This is a genomic window from Streptomyces sp. CBMA291 (assembly GCF_014596525.1).
Taxonomy (GTDB): domain Bacteria; phylum Actinomycetota; class Actinomycetes; order Streptomycetales; family Streptomycetaceae; genus Streptomyces.
Window position 1 is genome coordinate 60,334 of record NZ_MSJP01000034.1, and the last position, 21,743, is coordinate 82,076.

Here is a 21,743-nt window from a genome sequence, read left to right on the forward strand (position 1 = left end):
TCACCAGGCGACCGGGAGGGTTTCGGGTCCTCGGATGAGGGCTCCGCGCTGCCAGTGGAGCTGATCGTCCGGGACGGCGAGCCGCAGGTTCGGGAAGCGGTTCCACAGGGACTCGACGAGGATCTCGGACTCGATGCGGGCGAGAGTGGAACCGGGACAGTAGTGGGGGCCGTGTCCGAAGGCGACGTGCGGGTTGTAGCCGCGGTCGAAGTCGATCCGGTCGGGGTCGGGGAAGACGTCGGGGTCGCGGTTGGCGGTCAGATAGGAGACGTAGACCGGCTCGCCCTCGGGGATGGTGACCCCGCCGACCTCGACGTCCTCCAGGGCGATCCGGGAGAGCCCGACGGCGTTGCGGTGCGGGATGTAGCGGAGGAGTTCGTCGACGGCTTGGGGCACGAGTTCGGGTTCGGCGCGCAGCCGGGCCAGATGCTCGGGATGGGTGAGCAGCGCGTAGACCATGTTGGCGCTGTTGTTGCGGACGGCGTGGGCGCCGCCGATCTGGATGAGGACGGCGAGCCCGACGGCCTCGTGTTCGGTGAGGGTCTCGTCGTCGACCGCGTCGGCGAGGACGGCGGCGAGGGTTTCCTTGCCGGTGCCGTGGTTGCGGCCGACGAGTTCGGTGAAGTAGCGGCCCATCTCGGCCTTGGCCTGCTCGCTGGCCTCGCGTCCGGCGCCGGCCGAGATGATCGTGTCGGACCAGTGGGCCATCAGGGGCTGGTCGCCCTCGGGAACGCCCATGAGTTCGCTGACCATGGCGAGCGGGAACGGCCGGTTGACCATCGCCATCAGGTCCACGGGGGCGCCCTGTTCCTCGACCCGGTCGAGAAGTCGGTCCATGACGTCCTGGGCGTGGTCGCGCAGGGCACGCAGGGCGCGGGCGCTGAAGGCGCGGGCGACGACGCGCCGCATCCGGGTGTGGTCGGGTGGGTCGGCGAAGCCGACGGCGCCTTCCATCGGGATGAAGTGCGGGGCGACGCGGGTGATGGAGCGGCCCCACACGGCCTGGCGGCTGAAGCGCGGGTCGACGGAGACGAACTTGACGTCCTCGTACCGGGTGACGAGCCAGGCGTGGCCCTCGCCGTGCGGCAGCCGGACCCGGGTGACGGGGTCCTCGTGCAGCAGTTTGGCGAGCAGCGGGTCGAAGTCGAGCCCGGTGAGGTCGGGTACGGCCCAGAAGTGGACGCGGGGGGTGTCGGCGGGGCCGGGGACGTGTGTGTCGAGCATGAGGGGGGACCCTGTCTCCGTGGTTGGGGGCGTTCCAGGCCTTCCCCCGGCCTCTCGCGCCGACGCCCGCCCCGCCCGGAAAGCACACAAAGGTGTGATCCGGGGGTGAACTTCACCGGCCGCACGGGTGTTCGCGCGCCCCTGTCAGGGTTCCGAGGCCGCGGATCAGGGTCGCGACCCCTTGCCAGCCCCCCGGTGACTCCGGATTTACTGGCCATCAGCGGATCTACCGAATGATCGGTCGTCCGTTTGGTGACGGTGAAGGAGAGACGTGATGACGGATGTACGGGACGAAGGCGAGCGGCTCGGACGCGAGGAGCTGGCCGCCCTTCAGCTGGAGCGGCTGCGCGCGACCCTGCGCCACTGCTATGCGAACGTGGACTTCCACCGGCGGGCCTTCGACGCCGCCGGGGTCACGCCCGACGACTGCCGTACCCTCGCCGATCTGGCCCGGTTCCCCTTCACGACCAAGGCGGACCTCCGCGACCACTACCCCTTCGGGATGTTCGCCGTCGACCAGTCCCGCGTCCGGCGCCTGCACGCCTCCAGCGGGACCACCGGCAGGCCCACCGTCGTCGGCTACACGCGGGGCGACCTCGACATGTGGGCCGACATGGTGGCCCGCTCCCTGCGTGCCGCAGGCGCCCGTCCCGGACACAAGGTCCACGTGGCCTACGGCTACGGCCTGTTCACCGGAGGGCTCGGTGCCCACTACGGCGCGGAGCGCCTCGGCTGTACGGTGATTCCCGCCTCGGGCGGTATGACGGCCCGGCAGGTGCAGCTGATCCAGGACTTCCGACCGGAGATCATCATGGTCACCCCCTCGTACATGCTGACCCTCCTCGACGAGTTCGAGCGGCAGGGTGTGGACCCCCGGTCGACCTCCCTGCGCGTGGGCGTCTTCGGGGCCGAGCCGTGGACGGAGGCGATGCGGCGGGAGATCGAGGAGGCGTTCGCGATCGACGCGGTCGACATATACGGCCTGTCGGAGGTCATCGGTCCCGGTGTGGCGCAGGAGTGCGTCGAGACCAAGGACGGGCTGCACATCTGGGAGGACCACTTCTACCCGGAGGTCGTGGACCCCTTCACCGGCGAGGTGCTGCCCGACGGGGAGAAGGGTGAGCTGGTCTTCACCTCGCTCACCAAGGAGGCCATGCCGGTCGTCCGCTACCGGACCCGGGACCTCACCCGGCTGCTGCCGGGGACGGCGCGGAACTTCCGGCGGATGGAGAAGGTCACCGGGCGCAGCGACGACATGATCATTCTGCGCGGGGTGAATCTCTACCCCACAGAGATCGAGGAGATCGTGCTGGGCGTCCCGGGAGTGGCCCCGCACTTCCAGCTGCGGCTGACGCGGGAGGGACGCCTCGACGCGCTCACGGTGCGGGCCGAGGCCCGTCCGGACGCGACGGGTGCGGAGCGGGCGGAGGCGGCGCGGGCGATCGCGGCGGCGGTCAAGGACGTCATCGGGGTGTCCGTCGGGGTCGAGGTGGTCGATCCCGAAACGCTGGAGCGTTCGGTCGGCAAGATCAAGCGGATCGTGGACCTGCGGAAGGAGGGGTGAGATGACGGCGGGCGCATGCCGGAGGGCGGTCGCCCGGGGGGCGGGCCCCCGGGCGGTGGCGGGGTGGTCAGACCGGTGGCCTGGGGGCGAAGCGGTCCCGGAGGTCGCGTTTGAGGATCTTGCCGCTCGCGTTGCGGGGCAGTTCGGGAAGGAAGTGGACGCGCTTCGGGGCCTTGAAGCCGGCGAGCTTCTCCCGGGCGTGGGCGAGGAGTTCCGCCTCGGTGACCTCGCCGCGCGGGACGACCACCGCCGTGACCGCCTCGATCCAGCGCTCGTCGGGCAGCCCGATGACCGCCGCCTCGGCGACGCCCGGGTGGGTGTAGAGCGCGTCCTCAACCTGTCGGGAGGCGACCAGCACTCCCCCGGAGTTGATGACGTCCTTCACCCGGTCGACGATGGTGAGGTAGCCCTCGGCGTCCCGGACGGCGAGGTCGCCGGAGTGGAACCAGCCGGCCCGGAAGGCCGCCTCGGTCTCCTCGGGTTTGCGCCAGTAGCCCTCGCAGAGCTGTGGGGAGCGGTAGACGATCTCGCCGGGCGTCCCGTCGGGGACGTCCTCGCCTTCCTCGTCGACGACCCTGGCCTCGACGTGCCGGACGGGACGCCCGCAGGAGTCCATCCGGCCCTCGTGTTCGTCGGGGCCGAGGACGGTGGCGAGCGGGCCGATCTCGGACTGGCCGAAGCAGTTGAAGAACCGCAGCCCGGGAAGGCGCGCGCGGAGCCGTTCCAGCACGGGTACGGGCATGATCGAGGCGCCGTAGTAGGCCTTGCGCAGCGCGGACAGGTCGCGCTCCGCGAAACCAGGGTGTCCCGCGAGGGCGATCCAGACGGTCGGCGGGGCGAAGAAGCTGTCGGCGCGGCCCGCCTCGACCAGGTCGAAGAGGACGGCCGGGTCGGGTCCGTCGACGATCGTGTTCTCGGCGCCGACGGCGAGGTACGGCAGCAGGAAGACATGCGTCTGGGCCGAGTGGTAGAGCGGCAGAGCGTGCACGGGCCGGTCGTCCTCGTGCAGACCGAGGGCCTCGATCGCGCTGGCGTACTCGTGGACGAGGGCCCGGTGGGTCATCATCGCGCCCTTGGGCCGGGCGGTGGTGCCCGAGGTGTAGAGCAGCTGGACGAGGTCGCGGGCGTCCCGGTCGGCCTCGTACGGCTCGGGCTCGGCGAGCGCGTCGAGCAGCGAACCGGGGGCGTCCCGCAGCGCCTTGACCGCGAATCCGTCGGGCACCCGATCCGCGAGGGCCGGATCGGCGAGGACGAGGGAGGTGTCCGACTGCTCCAGGAGGTACGCGAGGTCATCGCCGGTCAGATGGTGGTTGACCGGTACGTGGATCAGCCCCGCCCGCGCGCAGGCGAGGAACGCGATGAGGTAGGCGTCCGAGTTGTGGCCGTAGGTGGCGACCCGGGCGGACTCGGGCAGACCGAGGCCGCGGTCCGGGTCCCGCAGGACGGCCGCCGCGGTGGAGACGGCCGCGTCGAGTTCGGCGTACGTCCAGCTTCGGTCGGCGTACCGGACGGCGGTGCGGTCGGGCACGCGCCGGGCGCTCGCGCGCAGCACGCCGTCGACCGTTCGGCTGAGGAGTCGGTCCATGCGGTGATCTTCGGCGGGCGGCGGGCGGCAGGTCAAGTACCGTGCGGCACGCCCTGCCCGGCCGTCCCTCGAATACGGAACGGCTTGCCGGCACGGCCCCCACCTTCGCACCCATGGGGCCGACGCGCACTGTCCATCCCTGATCACCAGGAGGCACGTTGCACTTCCGCACCCGTATGAAGCATCTGGCGCTCGTCGGCGCCGCCCTGGCCGTCGTCACGGCCGCGGTGCCCGGCGCCGCCGTCGCACAAGCGGGCGACCGGGACCACCGGCCGTCCGACCGGGGCCTCTCGGCCGTCATCCGGTACACCGAGTACGGCATCCCGCACATCGTGGCCAAGGACTACGCGAGCCTGGGCTTCGGCACCGGGTGGGCCCAGGCCGCCGACCAGGTCTGCACCCTCGCGGACGGCTTCCTCACCGTGAACGGCGAGCGCTCACGGTACTTCGGAGCGGACGCCGCCCCGGACTTCTCGCTCTCCTCCGCCACCACGAACCTCTCCAGCGACCTGTACTTCCGGGGCGTCAAGGACGCGGGCACCGTCGAGAGACTGCTGCGGACCCCGGAGCCCGCCGGGCCGAGTCAGGACTTCAAGGAACTGGCACGGGGCTGGGCGGCGGGTTACAGCGCCTGGCTGCGCAAGAACCGGATCACGGACCCGGCCTGCGCGGGTGCCGACTGGGTCCGTCCGGTGACCGCGCTCGACGTCGCCCGGCACGGCTTCGCCGTCTCCGTCCTCGGCGGGCAGGGCCTGGCCGTCGACGGCATCACCGCCGCCCGACCGCCCGTCACCCCCGCCTCCTCCACCGCCCCGGCCACGCCGACAGCGCCGGGGACCTCGGGGACGGCGAAAGCCGGTGGCGCCGCCTCGCCGCCGGGCCCGTCCGGCCGGGGGCCGGATCCGGAGCGCGCGGCCGAGGCCGCCCGCGCCCTCTTCGCCCCCGAGAACGCCACCATGGGTTCCAACGCCGTCGCCTTCTCAGGTGCCACGACGGCGAACGGACGCGGACTGCTCCTGGGCAACCCGCACTATCCCTGGCAGGGCGGCCGGCGTTTCTGGCAGTCGCAGCAGACCATCCCGGGCGAGCTGAACGTCTCGGGTGCCTCGCTCCTCGGCACGGCCGTCGTCAACATCGGCTTCAACGACAAGGTCGCCTGGTCCCACACCGTCGCCACCGGCGTCCCGCTCGATCTGCACCAGTTGACGCTCACCCCGGGCGATCCCACCGCGTATCTGGTGGACGGCCGGACCGAGCGGATGGTCCAGCGCCGGGTGACCGTGGCCGTGAAGGACGGCGCGCCGGTCTCCCGCACCCAGTGGTGGACCCGGTACGGGCCGGTCGTCGGCGGGCTCGGCTCCCAGCTCCCGCTGCCGTGGACGACGACCGCCGCGTACGCGCTGAACGACCCCAACGCGGAGAACCTGCGGGGCTCCGACACCGCGCTCGGCTTCGGCAAGGCTCGCTCCGTCCGGGACGTGTCGGAGGCGCTGCGCCGCACTCAGGGGCTGCCCTGGGTCAACACGATCGCGGCGGATTCCGCGGGCCACACCCTCTTCACCCAGGCGCAGGTGCTCCCCCGGATCACCGACGACCTCGTGGCGCGCTGTTCCACCCCGCTCGGCCGGGCCATCTATCCGGTCTCGGGCGTCGCGGTGCTCGACGGCTCCCGCTCGGCGTGCGCGCCGGGCTCCGACCCGGACGCGGTGCAGCCGGGGATCTTCGGCCCGGCGAGGATGCCGGTCCTTCGGGACGCCACGTATGTGGAGAACTCCAACGACAGCGCCTGGCTGACCCACGCCGACCGGCCGCTGACCGGCTACGAGCGGATCTTCGGAACGGTCGGGACCCCGCGTTCGCTGCGTACCCGGGGCGCGATCGAGGACGTGTCGGCGATGGCGGGGCGCGGTGGTCTGACCGTGGCGGACCTGCACCGCCAGCAGTTCGCGAACCGGGCGCCGGCGGGTGATCTGGCGGCGGCGGAGGTGGCGCGGGCCTGTCCCGCGGCGCTGCCGGGCGACCCCGAGGTCTGCCGGGTGATCGGTGCCTGGGACCGGACCATGAGGCGGGACAGCCGGGGAGCGCTGCTCTTCGACCGGTTCTGGCGCAGGTTCACGGCGACGGTGCCGGTGGAGCGGCAGTGGCTGGTGCCGTTCTCGGCGGCGGACCCGGTCCGTACTCCGCGCACGGTGAACACGGCGGGGGCGGGTTTCGCCAAGGCGCTCGGCGACGCGGCGGCGGAGTTGCGGGCGGCGGGGATCGCGCTGGACGCGCCGCTCGGCGCGCATCAGTTCGTCACGCGGAACGGGGAGCGGATCCCGGTGAGCGGCGGGACCGAGGCGCTGGGGGTGTGGAACAAGACGGAGGCCGTGTGGGACCCGGCGGGCGGGGGCTACACCGAGGTCAGGCACGGCACGAGTCACGTCCAGGCGGTCGGCTGGGACGGCGGCCGGTGTCCGGTGGCCCGCACGCTGCTGGCGTACTCCCAGTCGTCGAACCCGGCGTCACCGCACTACAGCGATCAGACCCGGTTGTACGGGGCCGAGCGCTGGGTGACTTCCCGGTTCTGCGAGGCGGACATCCTGGGCTCGCCCGCGCTGAAGGTGGTGAGCGTCAGGGAGTGAGACGCGCCGCGGGGCCCCGCTGTCGGGAACCGGACGGTTCCGCGGGGCCCCGCTGGGGGAGATGGGACGGTTCTGCGGGCCCCTGGCTCAGGGGCTGAAGGAGAGGAACACGAAGGCGGCGAAGATCGAGAGGTGGACGCCGCCCTGGAGGAGCGTCGCCCGGCCGGGGACCACGGTCAGCGCGCTGACCACACCGGTGAGGACGAGCAGGACCATATGGAGCGGGCCGAGGCCGAGCACCAGAGGCCCGTCGAGCCAGATGGAGGCGAGCGCGATCGCGGGGATGGTGAGGCCGATGCTGGCGATGGCGGAGCCGTAGGCGAGATTGAGGCTGGTCTGCATGCGGTCGCGGCGGGCCGCGCGGACGGCGGCGAGGGTCTCGGGCAGCAGCACCATGAGCGCGATGACCACGCCGACGACCGCATTGGGCAGACCGGCCGACTCGACGCCGTTCTCGATGGTGGGCGAGATCAGCTTGGCGTTGCCGACGACGGCGACGAGGGCGAGGAGGAGCAGACCGAGGCTGGTCAGGGTCTCGCGCTTGCCCGGCGGGTCGGCGTGGTAGTCCGCCGAGTCGTGGCCGGGCCGGGGCACGGGGAGGAAGTAGTCGCGGTGTCGGACGGTCTGGACGGCGACGAACACTCCGTACAGACAGATGGAGGCGACGGCGGCGAAGGCCAGTTGGGCGGCGGAGAACTCGGGGCCCGGGTGACTCGTGGTGAAGGCGGGCAGGACCAGCGTCATCGTGGCGAGGGTGCAGACGATGGCGAGCGCGCCGCCGGAGCCCTCGGCGTTGAAGACGGCGACGCGGTTGCGGAGCGCGCCGACGAGGAGGGAGAGGCCGACGATGCCGTTGCAGGTGATCATCACAGCGGCGAAGACGGTGTCTCTCGCGTAGGTGGAGGTCTTGTCGCCGCCTCCTGCCATCAGGGTGACGATGAGTCCGACTTCGATGATGGTGACGGCCACCGCGAGGACCAGCGAGCCATAGGGTTCGCCGACGCGGTGGGCGACCACCTCGGCGTGGTGGACCGCCGCCAGGACGGCGGCGATCAGGCAGAGTGCGATGAGGGCGACGGCGAAGCCTTGCAGATCGCGGCCCCAGGCCACGACAAGGTCAAGGGCCGCGACCACCGGCCCCCAGGTGGTCCACTGTCGCGCCATCGACGCCTTACTCGAACTCATGATCCGCATCCTGCCACAAAGGGGGCTTTCGCCCGATTTCGATCAATTCATAGGGTCACTGAGACCGCGTTCGTACGCGGCGAGGGTCTCGACGAAGACGCGCCGTTCGGACGCGTCCAAGGGAGCGAGGGCGGCATGCCAGGCGGCGGCGCTGCGACCGAGCCAGCCGTCGATGTCGGCGCGGTGCGCCTCGGCGATGGAAAGGATCTTCCGCCGCCGGTCGACGGGGTCCTCGGTCCGCTCCAGCACGTCCTTCTTCACCAGGTCCCCCACCATCAGGCTCACGGTGGTGGGAGCCACTTCCAGACGGGCGGCCAGCTCGTTCACGCTCAGCGGTCCGTCGAACAGGAGGTAGGCGAGAAGGGAGAGGTGTCGCGGCGCCAGCGTGAGCGACTGCAACTCCGGGGGGATCCGCATCCGCCGGATGCGTCCGACCACGCGAGGCATGAGCATCAGCAGCGTCCGGACGGCCTCGTCGACCTCGGGCCCCTCAGTCCCCCCGCCGCCCCCGGCGCCGCCTCCACCCTCACTCCCGGGTTCGTCTCGACCCTCGGGTTCGTGCTCCGGTTCGTCCTCTGCCTCGCCGGTCTCCGGCCGGTCGGCGGCCTCGTCGTCCCTGCGCGCGTTCGGCATCCTGACCCCTCCCCATTTCATTTGCTTTCAAAGCAAAGAGATATCCGGGGGTCGATGTTACCGGAAGACGGCGACATGCCCGGTTCCAGCCGCACCTGGAACCGGGCATGTCGGGGGAATCGACCAGGACTAGAGGGGCCGTTCGCGGCCCTCCCAGTACGGGTCGCGGAGGCGCCGCTTGTACAGCTTGCCGTTGGGGTCGCGGGGCATGACCGCGATGAAGTCGACCGACTTGGGACGTTTGAAGCCGGCGAGCCGGTCCGCACAGTGGGCCAGTACCGACGCCGCGAGTCCGGGCCCCGGCGTGTGTCCGTCGGCCGGTTCGACGACCGCCTTGACCTCCTCGCCCCACTCCGGGTGCGGGATGCCGAAGGCGGCGGCGTCCGCGACGGCCGGGTGGGCGAGCAACGCGGCCTCGATCTCGGCCGGGTAGATGTTCACGCCACCGGAGATGATCATGTCGATTCTGCGGTCGCGCAGGAAGAGATAGCCGTCCTCGTCGAGGACGCCCAGGTCCCCGACGGTGAAGAAGTCCCCGATCCGGTTCTTCGCGGTCTTGGCCTCGTCCTTGTGGTAGCGGAAGCCGCCGGTGTCCATCCTCAGATAAACCGTGCCGAGTTCGCCCGGCCCCAGACGGACGCCGTCGTCGTCGAAGACCGCGAGTTCGCTGATCGGCCAGGCACGGCCGACCGTGCCCGGCTTCTTCAGCCACTCCTCCGCCGTCGCGAAGGCACCGCCGCCCTCGCTGGCCGCGTAGTACTCCTCGACGCACCGGCCCCACCAGTCGATCATCGCCCGCTTGACGTGCTCGGAGCAGGGCGCGGCGCCGTGGATGGCGTGCCGCATCGAGGAGACGTCGTACCGCTCCCGTACCTCCTCGGGAAGGGCGAGCAGCCGGTGGAACTGGGTGGGGACCATATGGGTGTGGGTACAGGCGTGCCGGTCGATCAGCCGGAGCATCTCCTCCGGCGTCCACCGGTCCATCAGGACGAGCGTGTGCCCGAGGTGCAGGGCCGCCGCGGCGAACTGGAGCACGGCCGTGTGGTAGAGCGGAGAGCAGACCAGATGGACGTTGCCGTCGGCCGGCCGGATGCCGAAGATGCCGAGGAAGCCGCCGAGGTGGGTCTCCTCCGGGAGCCTGCCGGGGAGCGGGCGGCGGATGCCCCGGGGCCGTCCGGTGGTGCCCGAGGTGTAGTTCATGACCCAGCCGAGGGTGCGCCCGGCGGGTGCGTCGCCGCTTCGGCCTTCGAGCAGTTCGGCGTACGGACGGAAGCCGGGGATCGCACCGACGGCGTATCGGCGGTCGGCGGGAAGGCCGGCCTCGTCGGCGGCGAGGACGACCGTCTCGGCGAAGCGCTCGTGGGCGAGGAGGACCCGGGCGCCGGAGTCGGCGACGATCCAGGCGATCTCGGGCCCGACGAAGTGGTGGTTGACGGGGACCAGATAGAACCCGGCCTGGGTGGCGGCGAGATGGGCGACGAAGAACTCGGGGCCGTTGGGCAGGACGACGGCGAAGGCGTCGCCGCGTTCGAGTCCCGCGGCGCGCAGCCCGTGGACGAGCCGGTTGGCCTCCGTGTGCAGCCGCCCGGCCGTCCACTCCTCGCCGTCGGGGGCGATCAGGACCGTACGGCCGGGGTCGGCGGTGGCCTGGGCCCAGAAGCCGCCGGGCGCCCGGGTCATCGGGCGCTCCGTCCCGCGATGCGGTCGATGCGGTCGACGGCCTTCTCGAAGCCCCGGGTGAGGTCGTCGACGACCTGCCGGACGCTGCGCTCGGAGTTCATCCGGCCGACGATCTGGCCGACGGGGGTGCCGAGGAGAGATTCGACCTCGTGCCGCTGGATACGGGAGACCGCCTCGGCGACCAGCAGCCCCTGGAGCGGCATCGGCAGTGGGCCGGGGCCGGACGGGTCGTCCCAGGCGTCCGTCCACTCGGTGCGGAGCTGCCGGGCGGGCTTGCCGGTGAGGGCGCGGGAGCGGACGGTGTCACCGGATCCGGCGGCGAGGAGTTTGGCGGTGAGCGCCCGGGAGTGCAGCTCCGCCTCGGTGGTGGTGAGCCAGATCGAGCCCAGCCACACGCCCTGCGCGCCGAGGGCGAGTCCGGCGGCGATCTGCTCCCCGCTGCCGATGCCTCCGGCGGCGAGGACCGGCAGCGGGGACACGGCGTCGACGACCTCGGGGGTGAGGACCATGGAGGCGATCTCGCCGGTGTGGCCGCCGGCCTCGTACCCCTGGGCGACGACGATGTCGATGCCCGCGTCGGCGTGGCGCCGGGCGTGCCGGGCGCTCCCGGCGAGGGCGGCGACGAGGACCCCGCGGTCGTGGGCGCGGGCGACGACATCCGGGGGCGGAGAGCCGAGGGCGTTGGCGAGGAGCCTGATCGGGTAGTCGAAGGCCACGTCGAGCTGTCGGCGGGCCACCTGTTCCATCCAGCCGGTGATGCGCCAGCCGGAGGCCTCGCCCTCGGGGAGTCCGGGCACCCCGTGTCTGGCCAGGGTGGCGCGGACGAAGGCCCGGTGCCCCTCGGGGATCATGGCCTCGACCTCGGCCTCGGTGACCCCTTCGACCTTCTTGGCGGGCATCACCACGTCGAGGCCGTAGGGCAGGCCGTCGGTGTGCTCCTGCATCCAGTCGAGGTCGCGGGCGAGGTCGTCGGGGGCGGTGTAGCGGACCGCGCCGAGGACCCCGAGACCGCCGGCCCTGGTGAGCGCGGCGGCCACCGCGGGGAAGGGCGTGAAGCCGAAGATGGCGTGCTCGATCCCCAGTGTGCGACTCAGCTCCGTCTGCATGGGCGGCAGGATGCCGCAGCGGTACGACGGAGGGAAGAGCTTTTCTGATGTAGCGTCAGATTCTTTGCGGTGCGGCCGTCGAGCCTGTCGCGGTTTCCCTGACGGGCGCCGTACGAGAGGGTGGACACGAGGTCACGGGCGCGGCTCGGGGCCGTGGAGCAGGGTGCGGGAGTGCCGGGACGCGGCGGAGGTGCGGTGGTGACGAGCGGCAGGGAACGGGGGAAGGCCCGGCGGACCACGCTGCGGCGCGGGTCCGCGCGGCGGGCCGGGCTGCTCCCGGGCCCGCTCGAACGGCTGGTCGAGGAGGCCGGGGCCTTCCTCGGCCCCTCCCCCGTCCACCCGTGGTACGCGGGCGCCGTGCTGCTCGCCGGGCGCGGCGGGACCGTGGCGCTGCACCGGGCGATCGGCTCGGCCGTGCGGTACGCGGCGTACGACGAGGCGACGGACACCGGCGTCGAGCCGGTGCCGGAGCGGCGCGTGCCCATGACCGAGGACACCGTCTTCGATCTGGCGTCGGTCTCCAAGCTGTTCACCGCGGTCCTCGCGGTGCGGCAGGTCGAGCGCGGGGCGCTGGACCTGGACGCGCGGGTGGCGGCGTACCTGCCGGAGTTCGGCGGTGGCGGGAAGCGGGACGTGACGGTCCGGCAGCTGCTCACCCACACCTCCGGGCTGCGCCCCTGGATCCCGCTGTACGAGGAGCCGACGCGGGAGGGCAAGCGGCGGCGGCTGCGGGAGGAGGAGCCGCTGGGCCCGCCCGGTTCCGCGTATCGCTACTCGGACCTGAACCTGATCTCGCTTCAGCTGGTCCTGGAGGAGATCACCGGTCTCGGTCTGGACGTCCTGCTCCGCGAGGGGATCACCGCACCGCTCGGGATGCGCCGCACTCGTTTCGCACCACCGCCCTCGTGGCGGCAGGGCATCGCCGCGACCGAGGACGCACGACCGCCGTGGTCCGGTCTCGACCGGGGGATGGTCCGGGGCGAGGTCCACGACGAGAACGCGTACGCCCTGGGCGGGGTCGCGGGTCACGCCGGGGTCTTCTCCCGCGCCTGGGACCTCGCCGTCCTCGCCCGCACCCTGCTCAACGGCGGGGCGTACGGCCGGGCCCGTATCCTCTCCCCCGCCTCGGTCGAGCTGCTCTTCACCGACTTCAACACCGCTTTGCCCGGCGACGGGCACGGGCTCGGCTTCGACCTCGGCCAGCGCTGGTACATGGGCGCCATGGCGACGCCCCGGACCGCCGGGCACACCGGTTTCACCGGCACCAGCCTCGTCCTGGACCCGACGAGCGACGCCTTCCTGGTCCTCCTCGGCAACTCCGTGCACCCGGCGCGTTCCTGGCGCTCCGGCTCCGCGCCCCGGGTCGCGGCCGCGAACCTGCTGGCCAGGGCCGTGCCCGTCCGGCCGCCCCGGGGCCGTACCGCCTGGTTCTCCGGGATGGCACCGGGCGTCGGCGGCACCCTCGTGCTGCCTCCGGTGCGGGGCGGGGCGCGGTTCGCCTGCGCGCTGTGGTGGGACACCGTGCCCGGTACGGGCCGCGTCCTCCTGGAGTGCCGTACGGGCGGCGGCGAGGCGGACTGGGAGCCGGTGCCGTTCACGACCGTCCGCCCGGGGGCGGGCGCGGAACTCCGTCCGACCGGATCGGTCGACGGCTGGTCCGGCCGGGTCTGGCACCACCTGAGCGCCGACCTGCCCGCGAGCGCCGCGGGCCCCGCGAGCCCTGCGGGGGCCGTACGGCTGCGGTGGCGGTACACGGCGGACGAGCGGTACGTCGGCCGGGGGGTCTACGTGGCCGGGATGCGGGTCCTGGACGCGGGCGGCCGACCGCTGTTCGACGAGACACGGCCACCGGACGGGGAACGGATCACGGCGACGGGGTGGCACCGCTCGGCGGACTGAGGACGGCCCCGGACGGACCGAGCGGACCGTCCGGACCGAACGACCGAGCCGTCCGGCCCCTCGGCCTCCGTGGACCCCTCACCCCCGGGTGTCCCTCGGCCACGGTCGGCCGCTCCCGGGTGTCCCTCGGCCTCCGTCGGCCTCCCGGCTCCGGAGGTCCCTCGGCCACGGTCGGCCTCTCAGCTCCGCGCGTCCACCCGTTCCGGTTCGGCGGCGGCGCGCAGTTCCGTGAGGAGCGGGCTGATCAGCGGGTGTTCCTCGGCTCCCCGGCGTACCGCCGCGAAGACCCGGCGGGTGGGCGCGACCCCGTCCACCGGGCGGATCTCGACCCCCGCGAGGTCCGTCCCGCGCAGTGCCGAGCGGGGTACGAGGGCGACTCCGGCGGCGGCCGAGGCCAGGGCGACGACGGCCCTGAAGTCGTCGGAGACATGTGTGAAACGGGGGGCGAACCCGGCGTACTCGCAGGCCAGGACGGTCACATCGTGGCAGGGGTTGCCGGTGGACTGACCGGTCCAGACGTCCTTGGCGAGGTCGGCGAGCGCGACCCGCTCGCGCGCGGCGAGCGGATGGCCGGGGGGCAGGACCACGTCGAAGGGCTCCGCATAGAGCGGGACGCGGGTGAGCCGGGCGTCGTCCTCGCCCGGGGCGCCCCGGTACTCGACGGCGACGGCCACGTCGACCTGTCGGTCGAGGACCATGAGGAGGCTCTCGTCGCCCTCGGCGTCCCGCACCCGGACCCGGATGCCGGGCGAGGTGCGGGCCAAAGCCGTGAGGGCGGGGGCGACGACGAGGCCGATGCCGGTCGCGAAGGCGGCGACCGTGACCGTGCCCGCCTGGCCGGAGCCGTAGGCGGCCAGCTCGGACTCGGCGCGCTCCAACTGGGCGAGGACCGCGTTGGCGTGGCTGAGCAGGATCTCGCCCGCCGGGGTGAGCCGGACGCCCCGGGCGCTGCGGTCCACCAGCCGGTGGCCCGTCTCCTGTTCCAGCGCGGCGAGCTGCTGGGAGACGGCGGAGGGGGTGAGATAGAGCGCGGCGGCCGCCGCCGTGACCGTGCGGTGGTCGGCCACCGCACGGAGGATGTGCAACCGCCGCGCTTCGATCATGCCCCTAGTCTCGCAGGCCGCGAGGCCCGTGCGAGCCGGACCGCGAGACCCCGCACCCGGTCGGGCCGTCGGGCTCCCGGGCCCGCGCGAGCCCCGGGGCCGTCGGGCGCTCAGGCATGCGCGGGCCTCAGAGCCGTAGGCCTCAGGCCTGCGCGAGCGTCACGACCGTCCGACGCTCGGGACCACGTGAGCCTCACGACGGTACGACGCTCGGGACCACGTAAGCCTCGGAGCCGTCAAGCCCACGGGGGCCCCGGGACCCTGGGCCCTCAGGGCCCCGTGGCCCTCCCGGCCGTCAGGCTCTCGGGACCCCGGGCCCTCAAGACTCCGTGTGCCTCCCGGCCCTCAGGCGTTCAGGGCAGCGCGGGCCTCGACGAAGGCGTCCACGGCGCGGTTCACGTCCTCGGTGGAGTGCGCGGCGGAGAGCTGGACGCGGATGCGGGCCTGGCCCTGCGGCACCACCGGGTACGAGAAGCCGATCACGTACACCCCGCGCTCCAGGAGCAGCTCGGCCATCCGGCCGGCCACGGAGGCGTCGCCGATCATGACGGGGGCGATGGCGTGGTCGCCGGGGAGGACGTCGAAGCCCTCGGCCGTCATCCGGGTGCGGAACAGCTCGGTGTTGGCGCGCAGCCGGTCGCGCAGGTCTCCGGCGGACTCCAGCAGGTCGAGGACCTTGAGGGAGGCGGCGGCGATCACCGGGGCCAGGGTGTTGGAGAAGAGGTACGGGCGGGAGCGCTGGCGCAGCAGGGCGACGATCTCGGCGCGGGCCGCGACATAGCCGCCGGAGGCGCCGCCGAGGGCCTTGCCGAGGGTGCCGGTGATGATGTCGACGCGGTCCATCACGCCGTGCAGCTCGGGGGTGCCGCGCCCGCCGGAGCCGACGAAGCCGACCGCGTGCGAGTCGTCGACCATGACCATGGCGTCGTAGCGCTCGGCCAGGTCGCAGATCTCGTCGAGCGGGGCGACGTAGCCGTCCATGGAGAAGACGCCGTCGGTGACGATGAGCTTGCGCCGGGCGCCGCCCTCGGCGGCTTCCTTCAGACGGCGCTCCAGGTCGGCCATGTCGCGGTTGGCGTAGCGGAAGCGGCGGGCCTTGGAGAGGCGGATGCCGTCGATGATGGAGGCGTGGTTGAGGGCGTCGGAGATGACAGCGTCCTCGGCGCCGAGGAGCGTCTCGAAGACACCGCCGTTGGCGTCGAAGCAGGAGGAGTAGAGGATCGTGTCCTCCTGGCCGAGGAAGGAGGAGAGACGGGCCTCCAGCTCCTTGTGCACCTCCTGCGTGCCGCAGATGAAGCGGACGGACGCCATGCCGTAGCCCCAGCGGTCCAGGGCCTCGTGGGCGGCGGCGACCACGTCGGGGTGGTCGGCGAGGCCCAGGTAGTTGTTGGCGCAGAAGTTGAGCACCTCGCCGGGGCGGCCGCCGGAGGTGACCTCGACGGTGGCCGACTGGGGGGTGCCGATGACGCGCTCGGGCTTGTGGAGCCCGGCCTGCCGGATCTCGTCGAGGGTGGTACGGATGTCGTCGCGTACGGAATCGAACATGGGTCAGGCTCCCGCAGTCCAGTCGAGGATGATCTTGCCGCTCTTGCCGGAGGCGGCGTCGTCGAACGCGGCCTCGAAGTCGGTGTACGCGTACCGGCCGGTGATCACCGGGGCGAGGTCGAGACCGCCCTCCAGGAGCACCGACATCGCGTACCAGGTCTCGAACATCTCGCGGCCGTAGATGCCCTTGACCGTGATCATGGAGGTGACGATCTTCGCCCAGTCGACGGCGAAGTCCTCGCTGGGCAGGCCCAGCATCGCGATCTTGCCGCCGTTGGTCATGTTGGCGACCATGTCACGCATGGCGTGCGGGTTGCCGGACATCTCCAGGCCGACGTCGAAGCCCTCCTTGAGCCCGAGGGTGCGCTGGCCGTCGGCGATGGTCTGCTCGGCGACGTTCAGGGCGAGGGAGACGCCCGTCTTGCGGGCCAGGGCCAGGCGCTCCTCGCTGACGTCGGTGATGACGACGTTGCGGGCGCCGGCGTGCTTGGCGACGGCGGCGGCCATGATGCCGATCGGGCCCGCGCCGGTCACCAGGACGTCCTCGCCGACGAGCGGGAAGGAGAGCGCGGTGTGCACGGCGTTGCCGAACGGGTCGAAGATCGCGGCGACGTCGAGGTCGACGGGGACGCGGTGCACCCACACGTTGGACGCGGGCAGCGCGACGTACTCGGCGAACGCGCCGTCGCGGCCCACGCCGAGGCCGATGGTGGCGCGGCAGAGGTGGCGGCGCCCGGCGAGGCAGTTGCGGCATTTGCCGCAGACCAGGTGGCCCTCGCCGCTGACCAGGTCGCCGATGGCGATGTCGGTGACGTCACGGCCGACGGAGACGACCTCGCCGACGAACTCGTGGCCGACGGTCAGCGGGGTCGCGATGGTCTTCTGCGCCCAGCCGTCCCAGGACCGTATGTGCAGGTCGGTTCCGCAGATTCCGGTCCGCTTGACCTTGATCAGCACGTCCCCGGGGCCGGTCTCCGGCTCGGGCACGTCCGTGAGCCAGAGTCCCGGCTCCGCCTTCAGCTTGACCAGCGCCTTCAATGCAATGGCTCCCGACGTACGTGTCCTGTGATGTGGGGGTGCGGGCGCGGGTGGGCGCCCAAGATCCCCGGACGGAAATCTTCCGTACGAAGGGCTCGCGGTCCATCGAGGATTTCTTAAGCGCGCTCGCAGATCAGCTTCACGCCGAGGGCGCGCCGGTGCCGACGCGCCCTCGCGGGGGGGGTCGGCTACCGGCCGAGGGCGGCCATCGCCGCGTTGTGGCCGGGGATGCCGCTCACTCCCCCGCCCCGGACGGCGCCCGCGCCGCACAGCAGCACATTGGCGTGCCCGGTCTCCACGCCCCACCGTCCGCCGCCCTCCTCCGCGTAGGGGAAGGTCAGATCGCGGTGGAAGATGTGGCCGCCCGGCAGGCGCAGGTCGCGTTCGAGGTCGAGCGGGGTCTTCGCCTCGACGCAGGGTCGGCCGTCCGCGTCGAGGGCGAGGCAGTCGGTGATCGGCTCGTCCAGATGGGCGTCGAGCTGTTCGAGGGTCGCCGCGAGGAGCGCGGCGCGGGCGGCGTCGTTGTCGGCGGCGAACAGCCGGGCGGGCGCGTGCAGTCCGAAGAGGGTGAGCGTCTGATGGCCGGTGGCGGTCAGTTCGGGGCCGAGGATGGTCGGGTCCGTGAGCGAGTGGCAGTAGATCTCGGAGGGCGGGGCGGACGGCAGCCGGCCCGAGGCGGCCTCGGCGTGGGCGGTGGCCAACTGCCCGTATCCCTCGGCGATGTGGAAGGTGCCCGAGAACGCCTCGCGCGGGTCGACGGAGCGGTCGCGGAGCTTCGGAAGGCGGGTCAGCAGCATGTTGACCTTCAGCTGGGCGCCTTCGGGGGCGGGCGGGGGCGTCTCGCCGAGGAGGGCGGCGAGATCGCTCGGGGAGGCGTTGACGAGGACCTGGCCCGCCTCGACGGTGCCCTCGCCGTCGGCGGTGCGGTAGCGGATCTCGGCGCGGCGCCCGTCGGTCTCGATCCCGGTGACCTCGTGGCCGGTGCGGAGGTGTGCTCCGGCGGCCCTGGCCGCTTCGGCGAGGGCGTCGGTGAGGGCGCCCATGCCACCGACGGGCACGTCCCAGTCGCCGGTGCCGCCGCCGATCACGTGGTAGAGGAAGCAGCGGTTCTGCGGGAGTGCGGGGTCGTGGGCGTCGGCGAAGGTGCCGATGAGACCGTCGGTGAGCACCACCCCGCGCACGAGGTCGTCGGTGAAGGTCCGTTCGACGGCGAGGCCGAGGGGTTCCTCGAAGAGCATCCGCCAGGTCTCGGCGTCGTCCACCCGGGTACGCAACTCCTCGCGGGTGGGCAGGGGTTCGGTGAGGCTCGGGAAGATCCGGCGGGCGGCCCGGCCGGTGCGGGCGTAGAAGCCCTGCCATGCCTCGTACTCGCGATCGGAGCCGGTGAGCGCGGCGAAGGAGGCACGGGTGCGTTCGGGTCCGCCGCCCACGAAGAGTCCGCCGTCGCCCCGGGGGGTGTACGAGGAGACGGATCGTTTCCGCACGGCGAAGCGCAGCCCCAGCTCGCGCACGATCTTCTCCGGGAGGAGCGAGACGAGGTAGGAGTACCGGGAGAGGCGGGCGTCGACCCCGGCGAAGGGACGGGTGGAGACGGCCGCTCCGCCCGTGGTGTCGAGCCGTTCGAGGACGAGGACGCTCCGTCCGGCCCGTGCCAGATAGGCGGCGGCGACCAGTCCGTTGTGGCCACCGCCGACGATGACGGCGTCGTAGGAACGGGACGGTCCGGGGGCGCTCGGGTGCGCTGCGGGTTCGCTCATGGCTCATGCTCACATGGGCCCGACGGCCGGAGAAGGGACCTAGGTCACGTCCGGAGGACCGGCACGACCGCACTCCCCGAGTTGGCACTTTTCCGGACATTCCTTACGGCGTGTCCGGTCGGCCGAGGGCCTTCCGCGTGGCATGCTTCCGGGCGCTCCTCAGACGGTGCCCGGCCGTCTTCGGCCGTCTCCCCCGCGTCGCCGGTCAGGCCCCGGCATGGCCGCTCTCAGATGCAGGTCGGCGGCTTCGGCGGGGCGGCCGAGGCGCTCCAGGCAGTGGGCCTCGTCGCCCAGGGCGGCGAGGGTGTCGGGATGGGCCGCGCCGAGGACCCGGGTGCGGGCGGCGGCGATGGCCCGGTACGCCTCCAGGGCCTCTTCCTCGCGGTCGAGCCGACCGAGGGCGACGGCCGTCTCACGGAGGCTCAGCAGGGTGTCGGGGTGGGCGGGTCCGAGGATCCGCGCCCGGTCGGCGTGGACGGCTTCGGATTCGGCGAGCGCCTCCGCCCACCGGCCGAGCCGCCCGAGGTTGACGGCGAGGGCGTGACGGGCGCGCAGGGTCTCCGGTCCGTCGGCTCCCTGGGCACGGGTGCGGGCGGTGACGAGGGCGCGGCAGACGTCGAGCGCTTCGGCGGCCAGACCGAGTCGCCCGAGGTGGACGCCGGTCTCGTAGCGGGCGGCGAGGGTGTCGGGGTGGTCGGGGCCGAGGGTCGCGGCGCGTGCCTCGGCGAGGGCGCGGTACTCGGCGAGCGCCTCCTGTCCGCGTCCGAGACGCCCGAGGGCGTAGGCGACCTCGTGCCGGGTGAGAAGCGTGTCGGCATGGTCCTCGCCGAGCACTCGGGCGCGGGCCCGCGCGACCTCGTGGGCCGTACGGTACGACTCCTCCAGACGGCCGAGGCGGCCGAGTGTGAACGCGAGGTTGTGACGGCAGCGCAGGGTGTCGGGGTGGTCGGGGCCCACGGTGCGCTCGCGGGCGGCGAGCACCGTCAGATAGCCGTCGTACGCCTCGTGGTGGCGGCCGAGGCGGCCGAGCGCGTACGCCCTCTCCTGCCGGGCGGCGAGCGTGTCGGGGTGGTCCTCGCCGAGGACCCGGGCGCGGGTGGCGGCGACCCCGTCGAAGACGCGCAGGGCGTCACCGGGGCGGTCGAGCCGGGCGAGGGCGAAGCCGACCTCGTAGTGGCTGGCCAGGGTGTCGGGGTGGTCCTCGCCGAGGGCGGCCGTACGGTCCTCGGCGACCGAGCGGTGCACGGCTTCGGCCTCGTCCCAGCGGCCGAGCCGGCCGAGGCCCAGGCCCGCGCGGTACCGGCCGGCGAGCACGGCGACCAGCTCGGCGGAGGGGACGGCGGGGAGCCGGACCGGTGTGGTCCGGGCCGCCGGATCCGCCTGGCCCGCCTGGATCGCCCGGCCTTCCTGACCTGCCTGACCTGCCTGACCTGCCTGTTGGATCCGACCGGCCGGGCCCGGCCGGTCGAGCCGCTCCGCCTCCTCGAAGCGTCCTGCCGGTCCGGCCTGATCGATCCGTTCGGTTCTTTCTGTCCGTTCGGTCCGTTCCGTCTCGCCGGGGGCCACGGTCCAGGTCTGGCCACTGGCGGAGGTCCAGGTGCGGCCGGAGGTGCGGCCGGGAGCGGGACGGGGCGCGGGGGTCCACTCCGTGGTGAGCACGGCGGCGGCCGGGTCGTGGGCGGCCGGGCGGGGCGCGGCTCCGGCGGGCCGGGGTCCGCCGGTCATTCCCAGGATCCACGCGGGCGGGGCGGGGGCCGGGCCCGGGCCCGGGACGACGGTGTGGGCGAGGGTCGGGGCGGGGCTCCGGACGCCGCTGTGGGCGAAGGGGGCGGGCGGGACGCGGCCCGACACGATGCGGCGGCGCAGGTCCCCCGCGTCGGCCGGACGTTCCTCGGGCACCTTGGCGAGCAGGTCGACGACGATGCGGTCGAAGTAGTCGGGCAGCTCTGCGCGGTGGGTGCGCGGCGGGCTCGGCACCGTGTCCCGGTGGCCGATGAGGATGGCCCAGGAGTCTCCCAGGTCGAACGGTGGCACGCCGGTGGCCAGCTCGTACAGCACACAGCCGAGCGAGTAGAGGTCGGAGCGGTGGTCGACCTCGCCGCCGCCGATCTGCTCGGGCGACATGTAGTGGGGGGTGCCCATGGCGATGCCCGTGCCGGTGAGCTTGGAGGTGAAGCCCATGTCGGCGCCGAGGCGCGCTATGCCGAAGTCGCAGATCTTCACCGTGCCGTCGCGCAGCCGCATGATGTTCGCGGGCTTCAGGTCCCGGTGCACGATCCCGTGGCCATGGGTGTAGGCGAGGGCGTCGGCGACCTGGTCGGCGATCTCGACGAGGTCCTGGACGGGCAGCGGCTCCTGTTCGTTGGCGGCGAGGAGCTGGCTGAGATTGCGCCCTTCGAGGAGTTCCATGACGAGGAAGAGCACCCCGTCGTACTCGCCGAAGTCGTGCACCACGGTGATGCCCCGGTGCTGGAGCGCGGCCGCCACCCGGGCCTCGCGCCGGAACCGCTCGCGGACCACGGTGAGGATCTGCGGGTCCTGCTGCGGCCCGAGCGGCTTGAGGCACTTCACGGCGACGCCCCGCCCCAGCGCCTCGTCGGTGGCGCGCCACACCTCGCCCATGCCCCCGCGGCCGATCACCTCGTGCAGGCGGTACCGGCCCTGAATGACTCTGGTCTCCCCCGTCACGTGCTGTCGCCCCCGTCGATTTCCTGTGCCTTCCCCGGCCTCCCCAGTATGGACGCCGGTGCTGACAGTGGGTACGGGGCGGGGTACGCGCGCGGTCACGAGCGGGGGCGTA

At 72.9% G+C, this 21,743-nt stretch carries 14 protein-coding genes; 3 read left to right on the forward strand and 11 right to left on the reverse strand.

Annotated features, from left to right (window positions below; genetic code table 11):
• On the reverse strand, nt 1–1,224 hold the full coding sequence (locus BU197_RS09985) for a cytochrome P450 (RefSeq protein WP_188267894.1): 1,224 nt from the start codon (nt 1,222–1,224) through the stop codon (nt 1–3).
• A 274-nt stretch (nt 1,225–1,498) separates the two neighbouring features.
• On the opposite strand from BU197_RS09985, the gene paaK reads away from it, so the two are divergent.
• Entirely contained in the window at nt 1,499–2,788 is a 1,290-nt protein-coding gene (gene paaK, locus BU197_RS09990) for a phenylacetate--CoA ligase PaaK (RefSeq protein WP_188267895.1), read from the forward strand.
• Between the two features lie 67 nt (nt 2,789–2,855).
• Here the strand turns inward: paaK and BU197_RS09995 are convergent, their stop codons facing one another.
• Nucleotides 2,856–4,373: a fatty acyl-CoA synthetase gene (locus BU197_RS09995; protein ID WP_188267896.1), complete on the reverse strand. Its 1,518-nt coding sequence runs from the start codon at nt 4,371–4,373 to the stop codon at nt 2,856–2,858.
• Nucleotides 4,374–4,549: 176 nt separating this feature from the next.
• On the opposite strand from BU197_RS09995, the gene BU197_RS10000 reads away from it, so the two are divergent.
• Complete coding sequence (locus BU197_RS10000) at nt 4,550–6,997, forward strand: penicillin acylase family protein (protein ID WP_188267972.1); 2,448 nt, start codon at nt 4,550–4,552, stop codon at nt 6,995–6,997.
• Between the two features lie 87 nt (nt 6,998–7,084).
• Here BU197_RS10000 and BU197_RS10005 read toward each other — a convergent pair whose 3' ends face one another.
• The 4 genes from BU197_RS10005 to BU197_RS10020 form a co-directional block, all read right to left on the reverse strand.
• A complete protein-coding gene (locus BU197_RS10005) occupies nt 7,085–8,182 on the reverse strand; it encodes a calcium:proton antiporter (RefSeq protein ID WP_411158469.1) in 1,098 nt (365 codons plus the stop codon).
• 42 nt (nt 8,183–8,224) lie between these two features.
• Nucleotides 8,225–8,635 carry a MarR family winged helix-turn-helix transcriptional regulator gene (locus BU197_RS10010; RefSeq protein ID WP_188267973.1) on the reverse strand — a complete coding sequence of 137 codons (411 nt, stop codon included), beginning with the start codon at nt 8,633–8,635 and terminating at the stop codon, nt 8,225–8,227.
• Between the two features lie 309 nt (nt 8,636–8,944).
• Nucleotides 8,945–10,495: an acyl-CoA synthetase gene (locus BU197_RS10015; RefSeq protein ID WP_188267898.1), complete on the reverse strand. Its 1,551-nt coding sequence runs from the start codon at nt 10,493–10,495 to the stop codon at nt 8,945–8,947.
• Entirely contained in the window at nt 10,492–11,601 is a 1,110-nt protein-coding gene (locus BU197_RS10020) for an NAD(P)H-dependent flavin oxidoreductase (protein WP_188267899.1), read from the reverse strand. The genes BU197_RS10015 and BU197_RS10020 overlap by 4 nt, the downstream gene beginning before the upstream one ends.
• A 153-nt stretch (nt 11,602–11,754) precedes the next feature.
• On the opposite strand from BU197_RS10020, the gene BU197_RS10025 reads away from it, so the two are divergent.
• Complete coding sequence (locus tag BU197_RS10025) at nt 11,755–13,500, forward strand: serine hydrolase domain-containing protein (protein ID WP_411158470.1); 1,746 nt, start codon at nt 11,755–11,757, stop codon at nt 13,498–13,500.
• Between the two features lie 179 nt (nt 13,501–13,679).
• On the opposite strand, the gene BU197_RS10030 is transcribed toward BU197_RS10025, so the two are convergent.
• From BU197_RS10030 to BU197_RS10050, 5 genes are all read right to left on the reverse strand, one after another.
• Nucleotides 13,680–14,603 (reverse strand): LysR family transcriptional regulator, encoded by a 924-nt coding sequence (locus BU197_RS10030; protein WP_188267901.1) that lies wholly within the window; start codon nt 14,601–14,603, stop codon nt 13,680–13,682.
• Between the two features lie 345 nt (nt 14,604–14,948).
• Complete coding sequence (locus BU197_RS10035) at nt 14,949–16,148, reverse strand: glycine C-acetyltransferase (protein ID WP_188267902.1); 1,200 nt, start codon at nt 16,146–16,148, stop codon at nt 14,949–14,951.
• Between the two features lie 3 nt (nt 16,149–16,151).
• Nucleotides 16,152–17,186: an L-threonine 3-dehydrogenase gene (tdh, locus tag BU197_RS10040; RefSeq protein WP_188267903.1), complete on the reverse strand. Its 1,035-nt coding sequence runs from the start codon at nt 17,184–17,186 to the stop codon at nt 16,152–16,154.
• Between the two features lie 188 nt (nt 17,187–17,374).
• Nucleotides 17,375–18,943: a phytoene desaturase family protein gene (locus BU197_RS10045; RefSeq protein ID WP_188267904.1), complete on the reverse strand. Its 1,569-nt coding sequence runs from the start codon at nt 18,941–18,943 to the stop codon at nt 17,375–17,377.
• A gap of 159 nt (nt 18,944–19,102) precedes the next feature.
• Nucleotides 19,103–21,565, reverse strand: coding sequence for a serine/threonine-protein kinase (locus BU197_RS10050; protein ID WP_188267974.1), 2,463 nt, complete (start codon nt 21,563–21,565; stop codon nt 19,103–19,105).
• Between the last annotated feature and the right edge of the window lie 178 nt (nt 21,566–21,743).